Annotated in this window: 19 protein-coding genes; 9 read left to right on the top strand and 10 right to left on the bottom strand. The window is 74.3% G+C overall.

Annotation, left to right across the window (positions count from 1 at the left end):
• Positions 1–51: 51 nt before the first annotated feature.
• The gene (locus tag AB0O91_RS32070) at positions 52–1,527 is read right to left on the bottom strand and encodes a M1 family metallopeptidase (RefSeq protein WP_363440794.1); all 1,476 of its coding nucleotides are present in this window, start codon (positions 1,525–1,527) and stop codon (positions 52–54) included.
• A gap of 545 nt (positions 1,528–2,072) precedes the next feature.
• Between AB0O91_RS32070 and AB0O91_RS32065 the strand changes: the two genes are divergently transcribed.
• Positions 2,073–3,002 carry a carbohydrate kinase gene (locus tag AB0O91_RS32065; RefSeq protein ID WP_363440679.1) on the top strand — a complete coding sequence of 310 codons (930 nt, stop codon included), beginning with the start codon at positions 2,073–2,075 and terminating at the stop codon, positions 3,000–3,002.
• Here AB0O91_RS32065 and AB0O91_RS32060 read toward each other — a convergent pair.
• Positions 2,974–3,495 carry a GNAT family N-acetyltransferase gene (locus tag AB0O91_RS32060; protein ID WP_363440676.1) on the bottom strand — a complete coding sequence of 174 codons (522 nt, stop codon included), beginning with the start codon at positions 3,493–3,495 and terminating at the stop codon, positions 2,974–2,976. The two genes, AB0O91_RS32065 and AB0O91_RS32060, sit on opposite strands and share 29 nt — an antisense overlap.
• 235 nt (positions 3,496–3,730) lie before the next feature.
• Between AB0O91_RS32060 and AB0O91_RS32055 the strand changes: the two genes are divergently transcribed.
• Positions 3,731–4,675 (top strand): polysaccharide deacetylase family protein, encoded by a 945-nt coding sequence (locus AB0O91_RS32055; RefSeq protein WP_363440673.1) that lies wholly within the window; start codon positions 3,731–3,733, stop codon positions 4,673–4,675.
• Positions 4,676–4,684: 9 nt separating this feature from the next.
• Here the strand turns inward: AB0O91_RS32055 and AB0O91_RS32050 are convergent, their stop codons facing one another.
• The 3 genes from AB0O91_RS32050 to AB0O91_RS32040 all read right to left on the bottom strand — a co-directional run bounded on the left by AB0O91_RS32050 (position 4,685) and on the right by AB0O91_RS32040 (position 7,383).
• The gene (locus AB0O91_RS32050) at positions 4,685–5,116 is read right to left on the bottom strand and encodes a YchJ family metal-binding protein (RefSeq protein WP_363440670.1); all 432 of its coding nucleotides are present in this window, start codon (positions 5,114–5,116) and stop codon (positions 4,685–4,687) included.
• 99 nt (positions 5,117–5,215) lie between these two features.
• A complete protein-coding gene (locus AB0O91_RS32045) occupies positions 5,216–6,745 on the bottom strand; it encodes an FAD-dependent monooxygenase (RefSeq protein WP_363440667.1) in 1,530 nt (509 codons plus the stop codon).
• A gap of 26 nt (positions 6,746–6,771) precedes the next feature.
• Positions 6,772–7,383: a TetR family transcriptional regulator gene (locus AB0O91_RS32040; protein WP_363440664.1), complete on the bottom strand. Its 612-nt coding sequence runs from the start codon at positions 7,381–7,383 to the stop codon at positions 6,772–6,774.
• A 203-nt stretch (positions 7,384–7,586) separates the two neighbouring features.
• Between AB0O91_RS32040 and AB0O91_RS32035 the strand changes: the two genes are divergently transcribed.
• Positions 7,587–7,985 (top strand): hypothetical protein, encoded by a 399-nt coding sequence (locus AB0O91_RS32035; protein ID WP_363440661.1) that lies wholly within the window; start codon positions 7,587–7,589, stop codon positions 7,983–7,985.
• Positions 7,986–8,051: 66 nt separating this feature from the next.
• On the opposite strand, the gene AB0O91_RS32030 is transcribed toward AB0O91_RS32035, so the two are convergent.
• Positions 8,052–9,674, bottom strand: coding sequence for a ubiquinol-cytochrome c reductase cytochrome b subunit (locus AB0O91_RS32030; protein ID WP_363440791.1), 1,623 nt, complete (start codon positions 9,672–9,674; stop codon positions 8,052–8,054).
• 409 nt (positions 9,675–10,083) lie between these two features.
• Here AB0O91_RS32030 and AB0O91_RS32025 point away from each other — a divergent pair, with 409 nt between their 5' ends.
• The 3 genes from AB0O91_RS32025 to efeB all read left to right on the top strand — a co-directional run bounded on the left by AB0O91_RS32025 (position 10,084) and on the right by efeB (position 14,032).
• Positions 10,084–10,410: a hypothetical protein gene (locus AB0O91_RS32025; RefSeq protein ID WP_363440659.1), complete on the top strand. Its 327-nt coding sequence runs from the start codon at positions 10,084–10,086 to the stop codon at positions 10,408–10,410.
• Between the two features lie 239 nt (positions 10,411–10,649).
• Positions 10,650–12,707 (top strand): iron uptake transporter permease EfeU, encoded by a 2,058-nt coding sequence (efeU, locus tag AB0O91_RS32020; protein ID WP_363440657.1) that lies wholly within the window; start codon positions 10,650–10,652, stop codon positions 12,705–12,707.
• Positions 12,707–14,032: an iron uptake transporter deferrochelatase/peroxidase subunit gene (gene efeB, locus AB0O91_RS32015; protein ID WP_363440654.1), complete on the top strand. Its 1,326-nt coding sequence runs from the start codon at positions 12,707–12,709 to the stop codon at positions 14,030–14,032. Before efeU ends, efeB begins: the two co-directional genes overlap by 1 nt.
• A 111-nt stretch (positions 14,033–14,143) precedes the next feature.
• Here the strand turns inward: efeB and AB0O91_RS32010 are convergent, their stop codons facing one another.
• Together AB0O91_RS32010 and AB0O91_RS32005 are read right to left on the bottom strand one after the other, a co-directional pair.
• Positions 14,144–15,523, bottom strand: a complete 1,380-nt coding sequence (locus tag AB0O91_RS32010; protein ID WP_363440651.1) for an ATP-binding protein — start codon at positions 15,521–15,523, stop codon at positions 14,144–14,146.
• Positions 15,520–16,203, bottom strand: coding sequence for a response regulator transcription factor (locus AB0O91_RS32005; protein ID WP_363440648.1), 684 nt, complete (start codon positions 16,201–16,203; stop codon positions 15,520–15,522). Before AB0O91_RS32005 ends, AB0O91_RS32010 begins: the two co-directional genes overlap by 4 nt.
• A gap of 204 nt (positions 16,204–16,407) precedes the next feature.
• On the opposite strand from AB0O91_RS32005, the gene AB0O91_RS32000 reads away from it, so the two are divergent.
• On the top strand, positions 16,408–17,940 hold the full coding sequence (locus AB0O91_RS32000) for a glutamate synthase subunit beta (protein ID WP_363440645.1): 1,533 nt from the start codon (positions 16,408–16,410) through the stop codon (positions 17,938–17,940).
• A 77-nt stretch (positions 17,941–18,017) separates the two neighbouring features.
• Here the strand turns inward: AB0O91_RS32000 and AB0O91_RS31995 are convergent, their stop codons facing one another.
• Positions 18,018–18,593, bottom strand: a complete 576-nt coding sequence (locus AB0O91_RS31995; protein WP_363440642.1) for a hypothetical protein — start codon at positions 18,591–18,593, stop codon at positions 18,018–18,020.
• Positions 18,594–18,934: 341 nt separating this feature from the next.
• Here AB0O91_RS31995 and AB0O91_RS31990 point away from each other — a divergent pair, with 341 nt between their 5' ends.
• Together AB0O91_RS31990 and AB0O91_RS31985 are read left to right on the top strand one after the other, a co-directional pair.
• Entirely contained in the window at positions 18,935–21,580 is a 2,646-nt protein-coding gene (locus AB0O91_RS31990) for a hypothetical protein (RefSeq protein ID WP_363440639.1), read from the top strand.
• Positions 21,577–22,785, top strand: coding sequence for a hypothetical protein (locus tag AB0O91_RS31985; RefSeq protein ID WP_363440636.1), 1,209 nt, complete (start codon positions 21,577–21,579; stop codon positions 22,783–22,785). Before AB0O91_RS31990 ends, AB0O91_RS31985 begins: the two co-directional genes overlap by 4 nt.
• 35 nt (positions 22,786–22,820) lie before the next feature.
• Here the strand turns inward: AB0O91_RS31985 and AB0O91_RS31980 are convergent, their stop codons facing one another.
• Entirely contained in the window at positions 22,821–24,287 is a 1,467-nt protein-coding gene (locus AB0O91_RS31980; protein WP_363440633.1) for a hypothetical protein, read from the bottom strand.
• Positions 24,288–24,310 lie beyond the last annotated feature (23 nt).

Below are 24,310 nucleotides of genomic sequence, written 5' to 3'. Positions count from 1 at the left end.
GGGCGAAGGGCGGCAGACCGCCCGAAAGCCGACCGGAGCCGCCGAACCCGCTCAGATCGTCCCGGTGCCCTCCGTCGCCCCGCGTCCGGCGGCCCGCGCCCCGGCGGCCGGGGCATCGGTCGCCGGCGTCACCGTCCAGTCCGGATGCCCCGGCATCGGCGGGGTGCTCCGCCCGTACAGCCAGTCGTCCAGGAAGCCGCTCAGATCCTGCCCGGACACCTCGGAGGCGGTGCGGACGTAGTCCCGGGTGCTCGCGTTGCCGTACCGGTGCTCGCGCAGGAAGGTGCGCTCGATCCGGTCGAAGGCGGCCGGCCCGACCTTCTCCCGCAGTGCGTACAGCACCAGGGCGCCGCCGGTGTACCGCTGGTCGTCGAAGAGGGTGTCGGCGGTGGGGGAGGCGACCGGGCCGGAGTCGTGCCGCCACTGGTCGCCGAGGCCGTAGACCCGGCGCATCCGGGCGGCCAGGGTGGTGTCGCCCCAGGCGTCCGGCCAGCCGCGCTCGTAGCGGTAGCCGAGGCCGTAGAAGTCGGCGTGGCCCTCGTTGAGCCAGAGGTCGGCCCAGGTGGCGGGGGTGACGCTGTCGCCGAACCAGGAGTGCACCAGCTCGTGCATCATGTGCGAGCCGATCTGCGACTCGGGCCGGCGCAGGAAGTTCGGCTTGTAGAGGGTGAGGGTCTGGGTCTCCAGCCCGGTGAACCCGAACGCCGCCGGGTCGTCGGTGTCGGCCGGCAGGATGCCGTAGGACTCGAACGGGAAAGGGCCCAAGTGCTGCTCCGCCCACTCGAGTTGGCCGGCCGTGAGGTCGAGTGCCGGGGCCAGCTCGGCGACCCGGGCGGTCGGCACGACGTCCCGTAGCGGCAGCCCGTGCGGGCCGGGGCGCTCGCGCACGGTGTAGTCGCCGACCGACACCTGGACGAGCTCGGTCGCCATCGGCTCGCGGGAGGCGTACCGCCGGGTGGTCCGGCCGTCGCCGAGCGGTTCGGTCGCCGTCAACTCGCCGTTGGCGACACCCCGCAGGGCGTCGGGAGCGGTCACCGCGACGGTGAAGCGGGCCTTGTCGCCCGGGTGGTCGTCGCACGGGAAGACGGTGTGCGCGGAGGCGGGTTGACCGGCCACCGCGAAGCCGTCCCGGGTCGGCACCCACCCGGTGTGCGGCAGCGCGGCGCGCGGGTCGGCGGAGTACTCGACGGTCACCCGCGCGGTGGCGCCGCGGTGCAGCGGTCGCACCGGGGTGACGGTCAGCTTCTCGTCGTGGGCGGCGAACCGGGCCGGGCGCCCGTCGACCCGGACGGCGTGCACGTCCAGCCCGAGCGCGTCCAGGGACAGCTCGGCGAGCGTCCGGGTGAGCCGGGTGGTGATCTCCGCGGTGGCGTCCACGGTCCGGGTGTCGGCGCGGTAGTCGAAGGACAGGTCGTAGGCGAGGGCGCGGTAGCCGGTGTTCCCGAGCGAGGGGAAGACCGGGTCGCCCACCCCGCCCGCGGCGGTGGCCGGAGGGGCGCTCGCGGACAGCAGCGCCGCGCTGAGCACGAGCGCCGGGACGAGGGCGGTGCGGGGCCTGAACAGGGTGATCACCACTTCGGGGGCCGGGCCCGGGAGCCGGGGAGGAGGACGGGCGGTGCGTGCGCGACGCACCGGGCACGGATGCTAGTGCGTGTCTGACAATTCCCGCCGGGCGCGCGACGCCGGGCATCCCGCCTGGACGCACCGGCAGATCGCCCAAGTACGCCCAGTACGAGGACGACCTGCCGGCACGCCCAGCCGGGCGCCCGACCCCGCGCGCTGATCCGACGCGAATTGTCAGACACGCCCTAGTGGACCGTCAGCTCCGGCCGCCGGGAAACGGCCCGGGCCGCGCCGACACGCGGAGGTCCCCCGGACGGCCCACGGTGCTGGCGGCGCCCCCGGGGCGGGTCTAGCGTTCGTAGTGCTTCGTCCCCTGACGGACGGGGCCACGGCCGTCGGAGAACCTGGCCAGGTCCGGCGGCCGTACTCATGCGCTCTGACGGTTCGCGGGTGCTCCCCGTAGGCTGGTCCACGGACGACGCCCGCGAACCGGATGCCAGGAGCCCGCCGTGACCAGCCCCGCCGCACCCCTCCTGGTGATCGGCGAGTGCGTCGCCGACATCGTCCGCACCGACGGCGCCCCCGACCGGGTCCACCCCGGCGGCAGTCCGGCCAACGTCGCGTACGGCCTGGCCCGGCTGGGTCTCCCGGTGGAACTGCTCACCGAACTGGGGGCGGACGCCGACGGGCGGCTGATCCGGGCCCACCTGGAGTCGGCCGGGGTGCTGGTCCGGGCCGCCGGGACGGCCCGCACGCCCTCGGCGCTGGTGCGCCTCGACGCCCGGGGGCGGGCCGAGTACACCTTCGACATCGGCTGGACCCTGCCGCCGACCGAGCTCCGCGCCGCCCCCGCCGCGATCCACCTCGGCTCGATCGGCGCGGTCACCGAGCCCGGCGCCGGCGCGGTGCGCACCCTGGTCGAGCGCTGGCGCGGGCAGGTGCCGGTCAGCTACGACCCGAACGTGCGCCCCGCGCTGATGGGCGAGCGGTCGGCCGCGGTCCGCCGGGTCGAGCGCTGCGTGGCGCTGAGCGACCTGGTCAAGGCGAGCGACGAGGACCTCGACTGGCTCTACCCGGGCGAGCCCGCCGAGGCGGTCGCCGAGCGCTGGCTCGCCCTCGGCCCCGCCATGGTCGCGGTCACCCTCGGCGCGGAGGGCGCCTTCGCGCTCACGGCGGACGGCCGGCGCGAGCGGGCGGCGGCCGTCCCGGTGCCGGTCGCGGACACCGTCGGTGCCGGGGACGCCTTCATGGCCGCCCTCCTGCACGCCCGCGGCTCCGGCGCCGACCTCGCCGACGGCCTCGCCCGGGCCGTGACCGCCGCCGCCCTGACCGTCTCCCGGGCGGGCGCCAACCCGCCGTCGGCCGCGGAACTGGCCGAGGCCCTCGGGAGTCGCGCGGCCCGCGGCCGCCTCAACCCACCTGCTGCGCAGCCTCGGTGAGGTCCTTGCCGTACCAGACCTCGGAGTAGGGCCCGGTCTCGCCGTAGGCCGGGATCTCCCGGTAGCCGTGGCGCGTGTAGAGGGCGCGGGCCTCGACCAGGTCGAGCCGGGTGTCGAGGACGATCCGCTCGGCGCCCAGGCCGCGGGCGGCCGCGTCGACGGCGGCGAGCAGCCGGGCCCCGCCGCCGGTGCCGCGCAGACCGGGGCGGACGAAGACCCGGGTGAGCTCGACGGTGGTGGCGTCGTAGCGGCGCAGACCGGCGCAGGACTGGGCGGTGCCCGCGTGGCGGCCGAGCAGGAAGAGGCCGGTGGGGGCGGCGAGGTCGTCGCTGGGGGAGTCGGCGAGGCCGGACTCCAGCTCCTCCGGGGTGCCCTCCCGCCCCAGGTGGAGGCGGTAGTAGCGGTTGGCCACGTCGTAGTAGTACTCGCGGAGCAGGTCGGTGGCCTCGGGGGAGGTCACGTCGGCCGTGGTGATGGTCCAGAGGTCGGTCATCCGCGCATGGTCCTGTTCCGGCGGCCGTCCCCGCAAAGGGTTTTCGCGCCGCCCGCCGCCCGGGTCGCCCGTCCCACCCGCCGCCCGTCCCCCTCGCGGCGGCTTCGGCAAAGGAACGGCAAGGCGGACGGCGTGCCGTTGCCCCGGGCGGGTGACGGGGGGATTGGCGGGGGTCCCCGGCGGGGGAGCAGTAGCAGCTATGAACGGACCATCAGATTGTCGCATTGGCACGGGTTTGAGCGGACGCCGGCACCGGCGCGGCACACGCACCGGCCTGCTGGCCGCCGTCTGCCTCACCGCCGTGCTCGCCGGCTGTGCCGGCCCCGCCGCCCCGTCGAAGCCCGCCCCCGACGCCGGAGCCCCCGGCAAGGTCGGCGCGGCACCCGAGGCCGCTCCGCTGCTGCTCCCCGGGGCGGCCCGGCAGGAGGAGGAGGCGGGCAGCGCCGCGGCGGCCCGCCAGGCCGAGACGGCCGGCGCCGCACTGGAGGCCGCGCAGCGCTGGGGCCTGGACCACCCGCCGCTGAAGGCGCCGCCCCGCCCGGCCACCAGGGCCGCGCTCACCCCCGTGCAGGGCGTCAAGCTGAAGGACGGCCGCCCGCCCGTGGTCTTCCGGGTGCCGACCGAGGACAAGGTGGTCTTCCTGACCGTCGACGACGGCTACGAGAAGGACCCGGAGTTCTCCCGGATGGCCAAGGAGCTGGGGATCCCGCTCAGCGCCTTCCTCTCCGACTACCTCGTCCGCGACAACTACGGCTACTACCGGGACCTCCACCAGCAGGGCGTGGAGATCAACAACCACACGATCAACCACCGCAACCTCAAGGTCCTCGACTACGAGACCCAGCGCCAGGAGATCTGCAACCAGCAGGACCAGCTGGAACAGCAGATCGGCGTCCGCCCCCGGCTGTTCCGGCCCCCGTACGGCGAGTACAACGACGACACCCTGCGGGCGGCCGCCTCCTGCGGGGTGCAGGCGGTGCCGCTGTGGAACGAGGAGGCCTTCCCGGACCACATGGAGTGGCGCTACGACGACCGGAAGCTGCACTCGGGCGACATCATCCTCACCCACTTCCGGGGCGTCTCCGACTGGAAGGCCACCATGCCGGACCTGCTGCGCAAGGTCGTCAACGACGTCACCGCGGCCGGCTTCTCGCTCGGCCGGCTGGACGACTACCTGTAGCCGGCCGCCTCAGCCGAGCGAGAGGGCGTCGAGGTACACCCAGGCGCCCTCGTGCCGGACGAACCGGCTGTGCTCGCTGAGCACACCCTGCTCGCCGCCCTCGGTCCAGTGCGCCCGGAAGGCGACGGTCCCCTCCGCGTGGAAGGCGCCGCCCTCGGTGGTGGAGACCACCTCCAGGGCGGTCCAGCGCAGCGCCGGGTCGAAGTCGACCTCGGCGGGGCGGGTGTCCGGGTGCCAGGTGCGCAGCAGGTAGGCCTCGTCCTGGGCGGCGAAGGCGCTGAACCGGGAGCGCATCAGCGATTCGGCGGTGGTGGCCTTCGCCTGGCCGCGGTGCAGCCGGCCGCAGCAGTCGCCGTAGGCGGCGGGCAGGCCGCACGGGCACGGGGAGGAGGGCAGCAGCCGGGGCGCGGCGGGGCGGGGCTCGGAACGACGTCGGGACATGCCGTCCATTCTCCCCCACGGCCCCCGGGCGCCCGCCGGGGCCCGTCCCCCGGGTGGGAGCGGGCGGGCCCCGGCGGCGCCGTGAGCGGCCGCGGACGCTCAGCCGAGCGGCTCGCCGAACCAGGTGCGCAGGGCCCGCTCCAGCCCGTCGCGGTCGGCCCGCTCGGGCGCGCAGGCCCAGGCCACGTACCCGTCCGGGCGCAGCAGCAGGGCCCCGGCCGGGTCGGCCGGGCCCGTGGTGACCAGGTCGACCCGGTCCTTCCAGGCCGCCGCCAGGTCCGCGAGGCCGAGCGTGCCGCCGGTCAGGTCGAGCAGCAACGGCCTTCCGGTGCGGGCGAGTTCGGCCAGGCGGGAGTTGCCGAGGGCGAGTTCCGGGGCGAAGCTCCCGGCCAGCGGGTGCGGGCAGCCGGTGTCGTACCGGACGTCGCTGCCCGCCATCAGGGCGGCGATCCGGGCGAGGTTGTCGTCGTGGTCGATCAGTTCGCCGACCAGGGCGCGCAGCGCGGTGACGGCCGGGCCGGGGGACATCAGCGCGGTCTGCGCCTGGGAGTGCATGAACACCCGCTCGCCGACCGGGCGACGCTCCTGCTGGTAGCTGTCCAGCAGGCCGGGCGGGGCCCAGCCGCGCAGCTCGGCGGCCAGCTTCCAGCCGAGGTTGGCGGCGTCCTGGAGGCCGAGGTTGAGGCCGGGGCCGCCGGTCGCGGAGTGGACGTGGGCGGCGTCGCCGACCAGCAGGACGCGGCCGTCGCGGTAGCGCTCGGCGAGCCGGGTGTTGTGGCCGACGGTGCGTCGCGGGGTGTGCCCGCCGGGGGTGTGGGCCGGGACGAGTTCCAGGTCGGCGCCGGTGACCCGGCGGATGCTGGCGCGCAGTTCGTCCAGGGTGAGCGGGGCCGTTCCGTCCACCGGCGGGCCGCCCCACTCCATGGTGGCGATCATCACGGCGTCCCGGTCGAAGGGGGCGAGGACGAACACCCCGTGGTCGGTGCGGGTGTGGGTGTAGGGGCGGAACGGGAGGGGGCAGCCGGGCAGCAGGTAGGTGCCGTCGGCGCCGGCGACGATCCCGGTGGGCGGCCGCACGTGGGCGACCCGGGAGACCGGGTCGGGCGAGGTGACGCCGGGGAAGCCGATCCCGGCGAGCTTGCGGACGGTGCTGCGCCCGCCGTCGGCGGCGACCAGGTAGCGGGTGCGCAGCCGCTCGGGGCCGTCGGGGCCGGTCACGTCGACGGTGACGCCGGCCGGGTCCTGGGTGAAGCCGGTGACCTCGTGGCGGCGGCGCACGGTGACGCCCAGGTCGCGGGCGCGCTCCTCCAGCACCTCCTCGATCCGGTGCTGGGGGACGGGCAGGGCGTGCAGCGGGTTGGCGTCGAGCCGGTGCAGTTCCAGCGGCATGGCGGCGAACACGTAGCGGGGCATCGGCCGCGGCGGCTCCGGGGTGCCGCTGAGCGGCTCGTGCAGGCCGCGGTGGTCGAGCAGGCGCAGCACCTGGCCGACCAGCCCGTTGGCCTTCTGCTCGCCCGAGCGCGCGGGCAGCCGGTCCAGCACCACCGGCTGCACCCCGGCCAGCGCCAGTTCGCAGGCCAGGAACAGCCCCACCGGGCCGGCGCCCGCGACGACGACGTCGTCGGTCATCTCGATTCCCCCTCTGAGTCGGTCGTTCAGTGCGACGGATCGGGCAGCCCGGCCGCCAGCTGCCGCAGGGCCTCGGCGAACACGGCCTTGAAGGGCAGCGCGGGATCGGCGCTCAGGTAGTGCTCGTTGGAGGCCTGGAGCGCGGAGAGCGCGGCCGAGGCGACCAGCTTCGGGTAGAGGTCCCGGTCGGGGTCGGTGCCGGTCCGGGCGGCCACCGCCGCGGTGAGTTCGGCCCGGCTCTCCGCGCCGCCGCGCACCAGTTCGGCCTGGAGCGAGGGCTCCCGCAGCAGCAGCCGGACGGCCGCGACCCAGTGCGGGGCGGGTGCCTCCTCGGGGCCCTCGAAGGGTTCCACCAGGGCCTGGTGGAGCGCCTCCCACAGCGGCTCCTCCGGCGGCCGGGCCCGCAGTGCCGCCGCACCCCGCAGGAGCCGGTCGCGGTGCCGGGAGACGATCGCCTCGGCCTTGCTGGAGAAGTAGTTGTTGTAGGTGCGCGGGGAGACCCCGGCCGCGGCCGCGATGTCCTCGACCCGGACGTTCTCCAGGCCCCGTTCCACGGCCAGCCGGAGCGCGGCCCAGCTGATCGCCTCCCGGGTCGCGGCCTTCTTCCGTTCCCGCAGCCCGGGCTGCCCGTTCGTCATGACCCCCACTCTCCCGAAAACCTGCGCGGCGCGCAATAGTGCGTGGCACGCAACTTTTTCGGGGCCCTCCGGGGCGTGGCGAGCCGCCTGCCACCTGCGGTTCGTCGCTGGTAGTAGTTGCGTGGTCGCGGAGCGAGTCCGCGCCGGGGCCGGTCCGCGCAGGATTTCCGGCGGGACGACCCGACAGGACGTGAGGAGCGGTCATGGGTGGCAGACAGCGTCCGCCGCGGGCGCGGACCCCGCGCCAGGGCAGGTCGGCCGGCGGCGGCCGGGTCGACTCCCGGGTGGAGATCGCCCGGATCGAGGGCTTCCTGGCCTGGGAGGCGGAGGTCGAGGCGGCCGGCCGGGACGCCCGGGCCTTCGCGGCGCAGTTCCCGTGGCTGCCGGAGGCGGAGCGGGAGAGCCTCGAACAGGCCTACGCCGCCGACCGGTTGCGCTACGCGGAGGGGGTCGTGGACCGCGCCGTCGAGCGCTGCCGCCGGCTGGCCGCCCGCTACCGCGCCGAGTGCCGCCGGATCTGCGCCCGCTGGGCCGCGCTCTGCCTCTCCGTCACCCTGGTGGCGGTGCTGTTCGCCGTCGTCCCGGCGGCCCTGCGCGGCTGAACACGTTCCAGGAGGGCCCGCCGTGCCGGTTCCGGCGCAGCGGGCCCTCCTGGTGTCGGGGCGGTGTCAGTGGTGGCCGTGGCCGCTGGTGATCTCCTCGTGCTCCTCGACGGTGGGCTTGGGGATCTGGCTGCCCTCGCCGTAGAAGCCGCGGGACAGCTTGGCCCGGGTGCGGGTCCACAGCCCGGCCTTGCGGGCCACGCCGTTCTCGTCCACCTCGGGCTCCAGCTCGACCGGCTCGGGCTGCTCGTGCGAGGTGAGGGTGAACACCCGGCCCTGCGGCAGCGGCGCGTGCACCTCGACGAACTCGCCGTGCTGCAGCCGGTTGATGACCCCGGTCTCCCGGCCGTGCAGCACCTTCTCCTTGTCCCGGCGCTGGAGGCCCAGGCACCAGCGCTTGGTGATCACGAACACCACCACCGGCACGGCGAAGAACCCGGCCCGGACCGCGTAGGTGATCGCGTTGATCGACAGGTGGAAGTGGGTCGCCAGCAGGTCGTTGCCGCCGCCGGCGAGCAGGATCAGGTAGAGGCCCATCCAGGCCGCGCCGAAGGCGGTGCGGACCGGGTGGTTGCGGGGGCGGTCCGCGATGTGGTGCTCGCCGTGGTCCCCGGTGACCCAGGCCTCCAGGAACGGCCAGCACCAGATGGCCAGCAGCACGCTGGGGAAGACCACCAGCGGGATGAACACCCCGAGGTTGAGGGTGTGGCCGCCCCAGACGCTGATCTCCCAGCCGGGCATCACCCGGACCAGGCCCTCGGAGAAGCCCATGTACCAGTCCGGCTGGGCGTCCGTGGACACCTGGTCGGGCCGGTACGGGCCGTACGCCCAGATCGGGTTGACGGTGGCGATCGCCGACATCACCGAGACGATGCCGAAGACCAGGAAGAAGAAGCCGCCCGCCTTGCCCATGTAGACCGGCATCAGCGGCATCCCGACCACGTTGTCGTTGGTGCGCCCGGGGCCCGCGAACTGGGTGTGCTTGTGGTAGAAGACCAGGATCAGGTGCGCGGCGAGCAGGCCCACCATGACGCCCGGGATCAGCAGGATGTGGACGGTGAACAGCCGCGGCACGATGTCGGTGCCGGGGAACTCGCCGCCGAAGATGAAGAACTGCAGGTACGTGCCGACGATCGGGACGGACAGGATCGCGCCCTGCATGAAGCGGATGCCCGTGCCGGAGAGCAGGTCGTCCGGCAGCGAGTAGCCCATGAAGCCGTCGAACATGCCGAGGAACAGCAGCAGCGCGCCGAAGACCCAGTTGATCTCGCGGGGCTTGCGGAACGCGCCGGTGAAGAACACCCGCAGCATGTGGGTCAGCATCGAGGCGACGAAGACGATCGCGGCCCAGTGGTGGATCTGGCGCATCAGCAGGCCGCCGCGGACCTCGAAGCTGATGTCGATGGTCGAGGCGTAGGCCTCGGACATCCGGATGCCCTTGAGCGGGACGTAGGAGCCGTCGTAGACGACCTCGCCCATGCTCGGCTTGAAGAAGAGGGTCAGCCAGACGCCGGTCAGGATGATGATGACGAAGGTGTAGAGCGCGATCTCGCCCAGCATGAAGGACCAGTGGTCCGGGAAGATCTTGCGCAGGTTGGCCTTGGCGAGGGAGTAGATGCCGAGCCGGCCGTCGGTCCAGTCGGCGAGGGCTTCGGCCTGGTTGGCCGGCTTGGCGCGGGTGCTGGTCACCGGTCCCGGCTGCGACTGCTGGTCGGTTCTCACGACGGGCTCCCCGGCTTTCCAGGCGTGCCGGGGCGGAGGCCCGCCGGCGGGAACGCCGGCCGGCGAAGTGTTGTGATCATGGGACCTCTCGATACGGGTCCGCCGGGCGGACCGGCGCGCGGACCTGGGCGGTTCACTGGACCCGTTGCTCAGGGTGATGGAGCGCTTACTCTGTCATGCTGTCGGCAGGGGACCGACTGTGCACGTCCATCGGGCCGTCCGGCCGTGCGTGTCGGGCCGGACGGGGGTCGCTGACGCCCGATCGGCTGGCCGCCGGTCGGGGTGGCCGGGGGCGATGCTGCGCTCGGGTGCAGCTGGAGCACTCCGGCGCGCGCCGCGTCCGGGGCCCGTGCGGACCCGGGCCTACGCTGCGCCAATGGTGGATCACCGTGAACTCTTCGAGGACGTCACCGAGGCCCTGGCCCGGGCCGGGTTCGACACCGCGCCGGGCGCCTCACCGCTGTCGATCGACCGTCACCCCGAGGGCGTGGCGGTCGGCTGGCCCCCGGGTGCGGAGGCGGACGGACCGCCGTCCGGCCCGGCCCGGGCGGCGCTGAGCGGGGCGGCCGCGCTCGTGTTGCGGGAGCGGGGCTTCCTGGTCACCGAGACGGAGGAGGGGGCGCTGCTGGTGCGCTGCGCCGAACCGGTGACCGTCCCGCCGGACCCGGGGTCCGGGGCCGCGCCCGAGCAGTGGTGGGGGTGACGCAGGTCTCTTCCCGGGGGCGGCGGGCACCGAGTTGGTCATCGCATGGGTGTTCCCATACCGAACTCTTACCCGAACCGGGGGTGCGGTTGACCAGCGCGGCTCTAAGGTTTGCCTAAGCTAAGCGGAGCGCCCTGGACCCTCGGGTCCGGGGCGTTCGCCGTGCCGTCCCGCCGTCACCCCGGCGGGGCGTCGAGGACAGGTACAACCCGGGGCGGCCCGGGGGAGGAGCCCGCTGCATGTGGGATGAGGCGTTTCCCAGTTTTCTGATCGGGCTGCGTGAAGGGTTGGAAGCCGGCCTGATCGTGTCGATCCTGGTCGCCACCCTGGTCCGGGCGGACCAGAAGGGCCGACTGCCCCAGGTCTGGACCGGTGTCGCGGCGGCCGTCGCCCTGAGCCTCAGCTTCGGCGCGGTGCTCACCTTCACCGCCGCCAACCTCTCCGGCCACGCCCAGGAGGCGTTCGGCGGGGTGCTGAGCCTGATCGCGGTCGGCTTCGTCACCGTGATGGTGTTCTGGATGCGCCGCTCCGCGCGCACCCTCTCCGCCGACATCAAGCAGAAGGTCCAGGCCTCGCTGGCGATGGGCGCGGGCGCGCTGGTGCTCACCAGCTTCCTCGCCGTCGGCCGGGAGGGCCTGGAGACCTCGCTCTTCCTGTGGACCAACGCCCGCACCGCCGGGGAGTCCACCGGGCCGATCATCGGCGCCGCCGTCGGCCTGCTGCTCTCCGTCCTCCTGTGCTGGGGCCTGTACCGCCGGGCCCTGAAGATGAACCTCACCAAGTTCTTCACCATCACCGGCGCCGGCCTGATCGTGGTCGCCGCGGGCGTGCTCGGCTACGGCCTGCGCGACCTCCAGGAGTCCGGGCTGGTCGGCGGCGGCACCAGCTACGCCTTCGACCTGAGCGGGCACCTGGACGCCTCCTCCTGGTACGCCACGCTGCTCCAGGGCACCCTCAACCTGACCGTCACCATGACGGTCCTCCAGGTCGTCGGCTACGTCGCGTACCTGGGCATCGTGATGACCCTCTTCATCGAGGGCGTGCGCGGCGGCACGGCGGCCCCGGCCGCCGCGAAGCCGGCCGCGGAGGGGACCGGCGCGCAGGAGCAGGCCGCGGAGAAGGCCGAGCCGGTGCGCACCGGCCGCCCGCGCTGGGTGCTGCCGACCGCGGCGATCGCCGTCCCGGTCGTGGTGGCCGGGGCCGTGATCGCGGTCAGCGACGGCAAGCAGGACAGCTCCGCCACCGTCGCGGTCTCCGAGAAGGAGTGCGGCAAGGGCTTCGGCGACCCGCAGCCGGGCCAGCAGGTGTTCCAGATGCACAACACCGGCGACAAGGTCTCCGAGGTCTACCTGGTCAACCCGGGCACCGGCTCGGTCTACGGCGAGATCGAGGGCCTGGCCCCCGGCACCACCCGCGCGCTGACCGCCACCATCGGCTCCGGCGACTACGCCTGGCGCTGCGTGCCCACCGGCGGCACCACCGTCACCTCCGCCACCGTGCACATCACCGGCGGCACCGCGGTCAAGGCCGTCAAGCCGGTCAACGAGGACGACCTCAAGGCCCCGCTGGACAGCTACAAGGACTACGTCAACAAGGGCCTGGCGACCCTGATGACCCAGACCCAGAAGATCCAGACCGACGTCCACTCCGGTGACCTGGAGACCGCCAAGGCCGACTGGCTCACCGCGCACCTGCAGTACGCCTCGCTCGGCGCCGCCTACGGCACCTTCGCCGACCTCGACAAGAAGATCGACGGCCGCGCCGACGGTCTTCCCGACGGGACCGCGGACCCGGGCTTCACCGGCTTCCTGCGCCTGGAGTACGGCCTCTGGCACGGCCAGTCCGCCGCCGACCTGACGCCGGTCGCCGACGAGCTCGCCCAGAACGCGGCCAAGCTCGCGCACGACTTCCCCACCCAGGACTTCGACCCGGGCGACCTCCCGCTGCGCGCCCACGAGATCCTCGAGAACACCCTCCAGTTCGAGCTGACCGGCGACACCGACATGGGCAGCGGCACCAACCTGGCCACCGCCCAGGCCAACCTGGCGGGCACCCAGGAGCTGCTGACCGTCCTGCAGCCGCTGCTCGACGAGCGCGACCCGCAGGTGCTGGTCCGGGTCGACGCCGGGATGAAGCAGGTCGGCGACCTGGTCGCGGCCGCCCACCAGTCCGGGGGCTGGACCCCGGTGGACAAGCTGTCCGCCGACGCCCGTCGCCGGCTGAACGGCTCCACCGGCCAACTGCTCGAGAACCTCTCGCTCATCCCCACCCTGCTCGAGATCCGGAAGGCCTCCTGATGACCGACGACACCGCAGCCACCGGAGGCACCTGCCCGTTCCCGCACGCCGCGGCGGCCGTTCCGGCCCCGGCGGAGGGCGGCTGCCCGGCCGGACCGGCCCGGCGCAGCTTCGTGCGGGCCGCGCTCGGCGCCGGTGCCGGGGCCGCCGTGCTCGCCGGCGGGGGCTTCACCCTCGGGGCCGGCCGGGCCGAGGCCGGGGACACCCGGTCGAAGACCGGGGCCGTCCCGTTCCACGGCAGCCACCAGGCCGGCATCGCCACCCCCCAGCAGGGCTACGCGGCCTTCGTCTCCTGCCAGGTGATCGCCCAGGACCGCAAGGGCCTGGAGGACCTGTTCAGGACCCTCACCGAGCGGGTCCGCTTCCTCACCGCCGGCGGGGCCCCGGCCGACCTCGGCGTCGGCGCGCCGCCCTCGGACAGCGGGATGCTCGGCCCGACGGTGGCCACCGACGACCTGACCGTCACCGTCGGCGTCGGCGCCTCGCTGTTCGACGACCGCTTCGGCCTGGCCAAGGCCAAGCCGGTCAAGCTGACGCCGATGAAGACCTTCCCCAACGACAACCTCCAGGCCGCCGAACTGCACGGCGACCTCTCGCTGCAGATCTGCGCCGAGCAGCAGGACACCGTGCTGCACGCGCTGCGCGACATCACCCGGCACACCCGCGGCGCGATGCAGATCCTCTGGCGGATCGACGGCTTCCAGAACCCGTCCCGCCCGGACGGCGCCCAGCGCAACCTGCTCGGCTTCAAGGACGGCATCGTCAACCCGGACACCACCTCCTCCCGGGAGATGGACCGGCTGATCTGGGTCACCGACGGCATGGGCGAGCCCGCCTGGGCCACCGGCGGCAGCTACCAGGTGATCCGGATCATCCGGATGCTGATCGAGTTCTGGGACCGCGTCTCGCTGGCCGAGCAGGAGAAGATGTTCGGCCGCCGCCGGGACACCGGTGCGCCGCTGGACGGCCGCCAGGAGAACGACGCCCCGGACTACGGCAAGGACCCGAAGGGCGAGGCGATCCCGCTCACCGCGCACATCCGGCTGGCCAACCCGCGCACCGCCGACACCGACACCTCGCGCATCCTGCGCCGCGGCTACAACTACGACCGGGGCGTCGACAAGGCGGGCAACCTGGACATGGGCCTGGTCTTCTGCTGCTACCAGCAGGACGTGGCGCGGCAGTTCGAGGCCACCCAGACCCGGCTGATCGACGAGCCGCTGGTGGACTACATCTCGCCGACCGGCGGCGGGTACTTCTTCGTCCTGCCGGGCGTGAAGGACGACGCCGACTGGTTCGGGCGGGGGCTGCTGGCCGCGGTCTGATCCCGATCCCGCTGCGGGCCCGGTGCTTCGGCGCACCGGGCCCGTTCGTCGTGCGTCGTTCGTCGTTCGTCGTGCGTCGTCCGGGGAGGGCCGGGGCGGTTCCGGGTGCTGTCAGCGCCCGAGGGTGAAGCCGATCACCGCGCCGCCGCCCTCCCGGTCGGCGGCGAAGGCGGTGCCGCCGTGCGAGCGGGCCACCTCGGCGACGATGGCCAGCCCCAGGCCCGAACCGGGCAGGCTGCGGGCGGCGGTGGCCCGGTAGAAGCGGTCGAAGACCCGGTGGAGGTCGGCCGGGTCGATGCCCGGCCCGCGGTCGCGGACCTCGACCCGGGGACCGCGGACCACCACCTCGATCGGGGCGGTGCCGGCCGGGTCGAACTTGGCCGCGTTGTCCAGCAGGTTGGCCACCGCGCGGGCCAGCGCGTCCGGACGGGCGACCACCACCGTGCCGTCCGCGTCCACGGTGACCTCCCGACCGCTGCGCCGGCGGGCCTGCGCGGCGGCCTCCTCGACCACCTCCGTGAGCGCCACCGGGACCGGCTCCTCGTCCGCCTTGCGGTCCGCCGCGAGCGCCACCAGCTCCTCCACCAGCCGGCTCAGCCCCCGGGCCTCCTCGCTCAGGTCGGCGAGCAGCGCGGCCCGCTCGGCGGGCGGCAGCCGGTCGATGCCGGGCAGCACCGCGAGGTTGGTGCGCAGGCTGGTCAGCGGGGTGCGCAGTTCGTGCCCGGCGTCCTGGACGAGCCGGCGCTGGTTCTCCTTGGCGGTGGCCAGCCGGACCAGCATCCGGTCGAAGGCGCGGCCGAGCCGGCCCACCTCGTCGGTGCCCGCGGCGGGCACCGGGACGTCCAGGCGGCCGCTGGCGGCGACCAGTTCGGCGGCGTCGGTGAGCCGGACCAGCCGGCCGGTGATCCGCCCGGCGACCAGCCGGCCGGCCCCGCCCGCGACCAGCACGACGCCGGCCACCACGGCCACCATCTGCCGCCGCAGCCGCTCCAACAGCTCCTCGATGTCGTCGAGCTGGAGCACCACCTGGACGGCGCCGCGCCCGCCGCCGAGCGAGACCACGCCGACCCGGCAGGTGCTGCCGCCGACCCGGCGCAGATCGGTCGCCGTCCGGGCGGGGGCCTCCGAGCCGGCGAGTTCGCGGTCCGCCGCGGTGGTCGGGAGGTCGAGGTGGGCGGTGCCCGGCAGGACGGACCCGGTGGCGTCCAGCGCCTGGGCGGTGACCCGGATCGGGTGCAGCAACTGCTCGCCGAGCCCGCCCGGGCTGTTGAAGTCCCCCGGGAACAGCTTCTCGCGCTGGACCTGGCCGCTGACCGCGCCGACGGCCGAGTTGAAGTCGTCCGTCTCGTCGTCGCGGATCAGTCGGGCGGCGGCGTGGTAGCCGAGCGTGCCGATCACCACCGCGACCAGGGCGGCCATCGCGGCGAAGGCGAGCGAGAGGGTGGTGCGCAGGCCCGGGCGCGGCAGGCGGCGGCGCGCCGGGCCGGTCACGGCTCGCGCAGCGTGTAGCCCACGCCGCGGACGGTGTGGATCAGCGGGGTGAGGCCGGGGAGGTCGAGCTTGCGGCGCAGGTAGCCGATGAACACCGCGAGGTTCTTCGAGCCGGGGCCGAAGTCGTAGCCCCAGATCCGCTCGTACAGGGTGGTCTGGTCGAGGACCGCGCCGGCGTTCCGGGCGAGCAGCTCCAGCAGGTCGAACTCGGTGCGGGAGAGCTCCAGTTCGTGCCCGCCGCGCCAGGCCCGGCGGGCCGGCGGTTCGACCCGCAGGTCGGCGACGGTGAGCACGTCCCCGGTGGTCTCCGACGGCGGGTTGCGGCGCAGCAGCGCGCGCAGGCGGGCGAACAGCTCGTCCACGTCGAAGGGCTTGACCAGGTAGTCGTCCGCCCCGGCGTCCAGGCCGGCGATCCGGTCCGGGACCTCGACCCGGGCGGTGAGCATCAGCACCGGGGTGCGGTCGCCGTCGGCGCGCAGCCGTCGGCAGACCTCCAGGCCGTCCGGCGAGGGCATCATCACGTCGAGGACCAGGACGTCCGGGCGCTGCTCGGCGAGGACGGCGAGGGTCTGGGTGCCGTCGGCGGCGATCCGCACCCGGTAGCCCTCCAGCGTCAGGGCGCGGGTGAGCGAGTCGCGGATGGCGCGGTCGTCCTCGGCGATCAGCACGGTGTGGGTCATGCGGGCGATTGTCCCTGGCGTGCTCACGGCAGGGGAGGGCGGGGCGCGGGGTCCCGGCGCCCACCGGTTTCGCCCGCTGCTTCGCAGGCGTACGGTGGCCACACGGTGGCGTTGCCGGTGGGTGGGCCCGGACTGGTGGGCCCGGTGGGCGGGCCCGGGGCGGTGGTCGCCGGTCCGAGTCGGTGCGCACCGCCGGAGGCCGCGATGGCAGACGCGATGGCAGGGCGGATGGCCTTCCTCACCACCCCGCGGGCGGAGCGGGCGCGGCGGGACGCGCACGAGCGGCTCGGGGACTGGCGCGAGGTGTACCGGCCGGGGCCGCCGTTGCCGCTGGTGAGCGGGCAGGCGGAGCGCTGCATGGACTGCGGGCTGCCGTTCTGCCACGCGGCCTGCCCGCTGGGGAACCTCGTCCCGGAGTGGAACCGGTTGACGGCGGACGGGGACTGGCGGGCGGCGGCCGCCAGGCTGCTGGCGACGAACAACTTCCCCGAGTTCACCGGCCGGCTCTGCCCGGCGCCGTGCGAGAGCGCCTGCGTGCTGGCGATCGACGGGGCCGCGGTGGCGATCAAGAACGTGGAGCTGGCGATCGCCGACCGGGCCTGGGCGGAGGGCTGGGACCGGCCGCAGCGGCCCGAGCGGCCGGAGCCGGGCGGGCGGGTGGCGGTGATCGGCTCGGGCCCGGCCGGGCTGGCCGCCGCCCAGCAGCTGACCCGGGCCGGGCACGCGACCACCGTCTTCGAACGGGCCGACCGCCCGGGCGGGCTGCTGCGCTACGGTATCCCGCCGTTCCGCCTGGAGAAGCACCGGCTGGACCGGCGGCTGGACCAACTGCGGGCCGAGGGCACCGAGTTCCGCACCGGGGTGTGGGTCGGGCGGGACGTCACGGGGGAGCAGCTGCGGGCCGGGTACGACGCGGTGGTGGTCGCGGTCGGGGCCGCGGCCCATCGGGAGCCCGGGGTGCCCGGGCGCGGGCTGGCCGGGGTGCACCCGGCGATGGAGTACCTGACCTGGGCGAACCGGGTGGACGAGGGGGACCGTGCGAGCTCGCCGCTGTCCGCCGCGGGACTGCGGGTGGTGATCGTCGGCGGTGGCGACACCGCGGCCGACTGCCTGGGGACGGCGCTGCGGCAGGGCGCGGCCTCGGTCACCCAGCTGGACATCAACCCGTGCCCGCCGGAGCGCCGGGGCGCCGGGCAGCCCTGGCCGGTCCACCCCAAGGTGTACCGGGAGACGACCTCGCACGAGGAGTCGGGGGCGTCCCCGGCCGGGGAGTCCGTCGGGATGGGGGCGGGCGGAGCGGCGGTGGCGGACGGCTGCGGGCGGGTGTTCGAGGCGGTGACGGTCGGGTTCGAGCCGGGGCCGGACGGACGGCTGGCGGCCGTCCGCTTCGCCGCGGCCGAACCGGTCGGGCGCGGCCCCCGGGCGGGCACCGAGCGGGTGCTCCCGGCGCAGCTGGCGCTGCTCGCGCTGGGCTTCACCGGGCCGGAGCCGGGCCAGCCGCTGTTCGACCAACTCGGGCTGGGCCTCGGGCCGACGGGCGTCCTGGAGCGGGACGACGGCTTCGGCACCGCCGTCGACGGGGTGTTCGTGGCCGGGGACGCCGGGCGCGGCCAGTCGCTGATCGTCTGGGCGATCGCCGAGGGCCGGGCGGCGGCCGCGGCGGTGGACCGCCACCTGCGCGGGCGGACCGAACTCCCGGCGCCGGTCCGGGCGTCGGCGCAGGCCCTCGGGCTGTGACCCTCGGGCTGTGAGGGCCCGCGTCGACGTCCGTTCGTCCGCCCGTTCGTCCGCCCGTTCGTCCGCCCGTCCGTCTGTCAGCCGAGGCCGAGGACCGAGAGCGCGGTGGTCCAGTTGGTGGCGATGGCCTGCTGGGCGGGCACCAGGTTCACCTGGCGGTTGCAGACGGCGCGGTAGAGCTTGTACTCCACCTTGTCCTTGTCGGCTGCGGTCAGGCCGCTGGGGTCGGCCGCGTAGCGCGGCTCGGGCCAGAGGTTCTTCGGGTCGGTCGGGTGGCCGCCGAGCGAGAGCGGGATGAAGTGGTCCTCCTCGTAGTCGGCGGTGTCGGTGTCGGCGTAGCCGTACTGGGCGATCTGCTGCACTTTGAGGCGGTTGGTGTAGGAGGTGGGCGGGCGGATCGAGCTGCTGTAGCCCGCCTCGCAGATGGTGTCGTCGATGGTGTCCTGGCTGACGTCCGGGTTGGTGGCGCCGGGGGTGCAGGACGGGTCGGGCAGCGGCAGGTAGGACTGCGAGCAGCTGAGGTCGAGGGCGGCGCGGGGGTGCGCGGCCGGGGCGTGGGCGGGGGCGGCGTGCGCGGTGCCGGTGGTCGCGAGGGCGGCCGCGGCGAGCACCGCGGTGGCGAGGACGGGGGCGAGGCGGTGGGCGCGAGGCATGGGGGCTCCCTGTCACGGGCCCGGCGCGGGAGGCCGGGTGGTGATGTCCATGCCACCATCGGTGGGATCCGTCCGGGCAGACGGGGCGTGGTGAATAGTTGACGACACGTCAGGAAGCTTGCCCGGGGCAAGAGTTCGCTTGACGCGGGTCTGTGGGGCGGGTGGGGCGTGCGGATCGGGGGCGGGGGCGCGTGTTCCGGGGGTGGGGCGTGCGGCGGGATCGTCCGCTGATCCGCACCACCGCACCCCTTCCGGCGCTCCGCGCGCCGTTCGTGCGCGGTGCGTCCCCGGTGCGGCGCCGGGTAGGGGGCGGGCAGCAGAAGGATCAAGGGGGGAGCGTCATGACCGATCACGTCGTGGGCCACGGCAGCGATCACACGGCCGGCCACGTCCCGGGAGCGTCCGGGGCGCCGGCCGCAGCGGGGTGGCCGGGCGGCGCGCCGCAGTCGCCCGTGCTCGGGCACGCGGCCCGCAGCATCGCCAAGGCCACCCTCGTCCCGCTGAAGGTCGACGGGCCGCCGCACGGGGCGGGCTTCGTCCGGCACGCCTATCTGCGCGGGCTCGACCCGCGGCCGGGCGAAGTGGCCGCGCTGCGCGACCGGTTGACGGCCGGACTGCCCTGGGAGCTGCTCGCCGCCTCCGCCGCCGCCCCCGGCGACCGACTGCTGCGGGCCGCCGTGCTGGCCGCCGCGGACGGGCCCGCGCTGCGCGAACTGGGCGGTGCGCTGGAGCAGTTGCGCCGGGCGGACACCGGCGTCGAGGGTCCGGCCCGGGCCGCGCGGGCCGCCGCGGCGAACGCCGCCTACGACCACAACGCGGCCGTCGAACCGATCGGCATGATGAACCTGGAGCGCCTGGAGATGGCCCCGGCCGGGATCGAGCGCGGCGAACTCGTCGCCACCGTCCCGCTCGCGCCGCTGGAGGAGACGGCCGTCACCCAGAAGGAGTGGTCCGTCACCTCCAAGGAGTTCAGCTCGATCGTCACCGACTCGCTGGAGAACGTCAGCGAGACCGGCGTCACCGACAACACCGAGCTCGCCCAGTCCACCAGCAGCCAGCTCCAGCACAGCAACCAGTTCAACGTCACCGGCACCGTCTCCGGCGGCATCCCGCTGATCTCCGGCTCGGCCACCTCCGGGATGACCAGCCAGAGCGCGGACTCGCAGTCCGCCACCGACAGCCGCAAGCACGCGACCACGATCACCCAGAAGGCCTCGGCGCGCACCAAGCAGGAGCACAAGACCACCATCACCACCACCACGGTGACCGGCTCCGCCGAGACCACCACCCGGACCCTGAAGAACGCCAGTCCCACCGACCCGGTCCGGATCGACTACTTCAGCATGATGCGCAAGTGGCGGGTGCGGCTCTACCGCTCCGGGCTGCGGCTGACCTACGACCTGGCGATCCCCGAGCCGGCCGGCGCACTGCGCCAGTCCTACGCCGAACTCGCGGCGCTGGAATCGAAGTTGGGCCCGTTCCAGTTCGAGGTCCCGCACTCCGACATCACCGAGGAGGTCCGCGCCGGGGAGAACCAGCCGCACTACCTGGTGCTCGCCGAGCGGTACGGCGCCGCGGTGCCGCTCGCCCCCGGCGCGCACCCGGACATCCACGTCAACGTCACCGCGCCGAACAACGACGGCGCCGGCATCTTCGACGCACCGCCGCTCAACGTCCCGGACCGCTACTGGATCAAGAACCTGGTCTTCCAGTTCACCTCGGAGAGCCGCACCGGCGACTACCACTACAACCTCAAGGTGCTCGGCAGCAGCATCCCCGAGTGGAACGAGCCGTTCGGCACCCACGGCCCGGTCGACCTCGCCGACCCGGCCAACGGCGCCCTGCTGGCGCACGCCGGCGGGCCCTGCACGGTCAGCTTCCACCTGGTCAACAACCGGCAGACCTGGCTCAGCCTGACCGCCGTCGTCGAACCCACCGACGAGGCACGCCGGCAGTGGCAGAACGACGTCTGGGCCGCCCTGTTCAACGCCGCCCAGACCAAGTACTACGCCGAACAGCAGGACCTCGCCGCCCGCGCCGCCGCACTGCGCGAGCGCCTCAACGGCGTGGACACCCTCACGCTGCGGCGGGAGGAGAGCGACGAGATCATGAAGGGCGTGCTGCGCTTCCTGCTCGGCGTGGACTACCACCTGATGCCGGCGGAGGTGGTGGACGCCGTCAAGGCCTCGGTCGGCGGCGACGCCGACCGGCTGCGGCACGGCGCGGGCTTCCCCGGCGACGACACCGGGGCGCTCGGGGTGAGCGCCGCGGCCTGGTCGACGCTGCTCGGGCACGAGGCGGAGGTGGCCTTCGTCAACCAGGCCATCGAGTGGGAGAACGTGGTCACCTTCCTCTACTCCTACTTCTGGGACGCACCCGCCGCCTGGCCCTTCGTCAGCCGGATCCAGCACCCCGACGCCAACCGGCAGGCCTTCCTGCGGGCGGGCAGCGCCCGGGTGGTGCTCACCGTGCGCAAGGGCTGGGAGGAGGCCTGGGTGCGGTTCGCCGAGGGCGGCTACCGGGGCGCCCAACTGCCGACCGACCACCCGTACCTGACCATCGCCCGGGAGATCGCCGCCTACGACGACCGGAACTACCCGGGCATCCCGCCGGCCAACCCCGGCAGCAGCTCACTGCTGCTGGAGGGCGAGGTGGTGACCACCTGCGCGGCCGTGGTCGCACCGGCCGCCGGGGGAGGGCCCGTCCTGGTGCCGGTCGCCTCCAGCGCGGGCTTCGACCCGGGCAGCGTGGTCGTGGTGGACGAGTACGACGACCGGCGGATCCAGGAGACCGCCCGGGTGGTACGGGTGCCGGACGACACCCACCTGCTGCTGGCCGGACTGACCCAGCGGCACGACGGCACCCTGACCCCGTTCCCGGTCCGCCGCCCGGGCCACCGGGGCACGCTGATCGCCGAATGGAACGAGTACACGCCCACCTCGGGCACGGACATCGCGGTGAGCAGCCCGTTGAAGGACATCGCGTGAGTTTCCTCAGGGACTCCGACACCTGCCTGCTGCTGGGCAAGGCGCGCGCGGAACCGCCGACGGTCTTCGAGTACCTGGCCGCCGAGCTGTGGGTGCGCCACCACTTCGGGGCGGACTTCGACGCCCGGCCCGGTGCGACCTGGGTGACCTTCCAGCTGGACCGGATCGCCGAGTGGTGGGGCACCCCGCGCCGGGACCGGCTCCACCCCGAGGAGGCGCTGCCGTACGGGCGGCTCACCGCCCAACCGCAGGACCCGGTGCTGCGGATGGTGCTCCAGGTGCTCTCGGAGGACCTGCGCAACACCTATCCGACGGCCAAGGTCGACGCGATCAAGCGAATGCTCAAGGACCGGAGCACCCCGGCGGTGAAACTGGTCAGGGCGGTCCGCGAGCTCACCCCCGGCGGCGCGCTCAAGCCCGACCTGCTCGGCCTCCAGAACCACGTCCCCGAACTGCGGATGGAGGCGCTGGAGGTCGGCACCGAGGACGGCGCCCTCGACACCTACCGTGAACTCCAGGGAAAGATCGCGGTGTTGCGGGACCCGTGCGCCCGGCTGATCGAGAACCGGCTGGTCGTCATGCAGCGCACCGCCGTCAAGCAGCTGCCGTACACGGTCGTCGCGGCCGGCACCGACTGGCGGCTCGGGGCCGGGCTGAAGATCCTGCCGATGCCGGTCAACGTGACCGAGCTCAACGGGGAGACGTACGTCGACTGGATCTGCTACTGGCCCACCGACCGGGCCGAGTTCCGCGACCACCCGAGACCGGAGCCGGGGCGTCCGGGCTACGACGGGCTGGTGCTCTACCACATCCACCGGGTGCCGCTGCGGGCGGTGCAGCTGCCGGACCGGATCCGGGAGGCGATGCTGAACCTGATCCGGGCCCGCCGGCGGCCGGGGCCGCTCGGGCCCACGCTGGTACCCGAGTTGGCGGTGTCCATCGAGCGTGACCGGCGGCTGTTCACCCCCGAGGGGGAACTGTTCCTGGCCGGGCTGGGCGTGGTGGGGCTGCTGGCCCTGGGGGTCTGGGCGGCGGCGGGCGCGGGGGTGGTGGCGGGGCTGGGCGCGGTCGCCAAGGGCGGACTGGCCGCGGCGGCGGCCACGCCCGAGCTGTTCGTCGGGGCGGTCGCCGCCGCGGCCACGCTGGCGGACCAACTGTGGTCGGTGGTCTCCCAGTTGGGGTACGCGCTGCCCGCCCTGCCCTAGCCCGGGGCGGTGCGGTGCGGTGCCTGTTCGGTGGGTCAGTGCTCGGGCAGGTGGCGGAGGAAGACGTCGGAGGCCTTGTTGGTGTCGCCCGGGACGAGGGTGCCGTCCTCCGAGGTGAACACCACGGTGGTGCCCCGGGCGTCCACGTACGGGGCGTAGGCGGCGCCGGCCGACTCCGAGCCGTCCGGCGCCAGGCTGATCCGCTCGGTGCGGCCGGTCCACAGGTCGCGCCGGAAGACGTCGGAGGCGGTCTTGGTGTCACCGGGCACCAGGTTGGCGGCCGTGGAGTCGAAGTACACCCAGCGGTGGTCGGCGGTCATCCGGCCGTTGAAGGAGTCGCCGGTGGTCTTCGTCCCCGGCAGGCCGACGCTGACCAGGGTCTCGGTGCCCTCCTCCAAGTCCCGGACGTACACCTCGAAGTGCCGGTCGGCCCAGCCGTCGCCGTGCTGCACCCAGGTCGAGAAGACCAGGTAGCGGCCGTCCGGGCTGAGCGAGGCGGAGTCCCCGCCGCGCCAGCCGCCCTGGCCGTCCGGGGTGCCCAGGGTGGTCTCCTCGGCGCGCAGGTCGCGGACGTACAGCGGGTAGAGGCGCGGCTTGAGCAACTGGGGCTGGTCGCCGGCGGTCGGGGACTCCGCGGCGGAGCCGAGGCCGAACCGGTCGTCGGGCTCCCGGCCGGATCCGGCGGTCAGCTGCCGGACCGCCTCCGGAGAGAGCGCGCCGGGCTTGTCGGCACCGATGATGTTGCTCGCCTTGGAGATGAAGGCGACGGAACCGCCGTCGGCACTGATCACCGGGGAGGCGGAGGAGCCGTTCGCCTCCTTGCCGTCGGCGCCGATGCTGACCAGGCGGTTCTCGCCGGTCCGCAGGTCGTGGACGTAGATGTTGGCGCCCTGCCAGGTGACGGTGCCGGGGGCGAGGTCGGCGCGGTTGGACTGGAAGGCGATGTAGCGGCCGTCCCGGCTGATCGAGGGGTGGTCGGAGAACTTGCCCTGCTGCGGCTGCCCCGGCTCCTCGCCGACGGAGACCAGGGTGGTCCGGCCGGTCCAGCGGTCGTGCACGTAGACGTCCTCGAAGCCCAGGTTGGCGCCCGGCACCAGGTTGGTGGCGTAGGAGCTGAAGGTCACGTAGCGGCCGTTGCCGCTGATGGCGGCCGAGAGGGCGTCGCCGTCGGCCTGCACGCCGTTCGGGCCGGTGTCGACCCGCTCGGTGCTGCCGGTGCGCAGGTCGCGGACGAAGACGTCGCTCTTGCCGTTGGTGTCGCCGGGCACCAGGTTGGTGGCACTCGAGGTGAACACGGCGTAGCGGCCGTCGGCACTCAGGCCTTCGGCCTGCGAGGCGCCGTCGGGCTGGGCGCCGCCCAGTCCGACGGACACCCGTTCGGTGCCGGGCCGGTGGCGGCTGTCGGCCTGGGCCGCCTGGGTGCTGGTGAGCGCGAGGGCGGCGGCCGCGCCGACGGCGCAGGCGGCGCGCAGCAGGCGCGCGGCGGTGTGCGGGCTGGTCATCTGGTGGTCCCTCCCCTGGGAAC

It is taken from the genome of Kitasatospora sp. NPDC089797, assembly GCF_040684795.1.
In the GTDB taxonomy this organism is placed as follows: domain Bacteria; phylum Actinomycetota; class Actinomycetes; order Streptomycetales; family Streptomycetaceae; genus Kitasatospora.
This window is presented reverse-complemented; position numbering and strand designations above follow the sequence as displayed.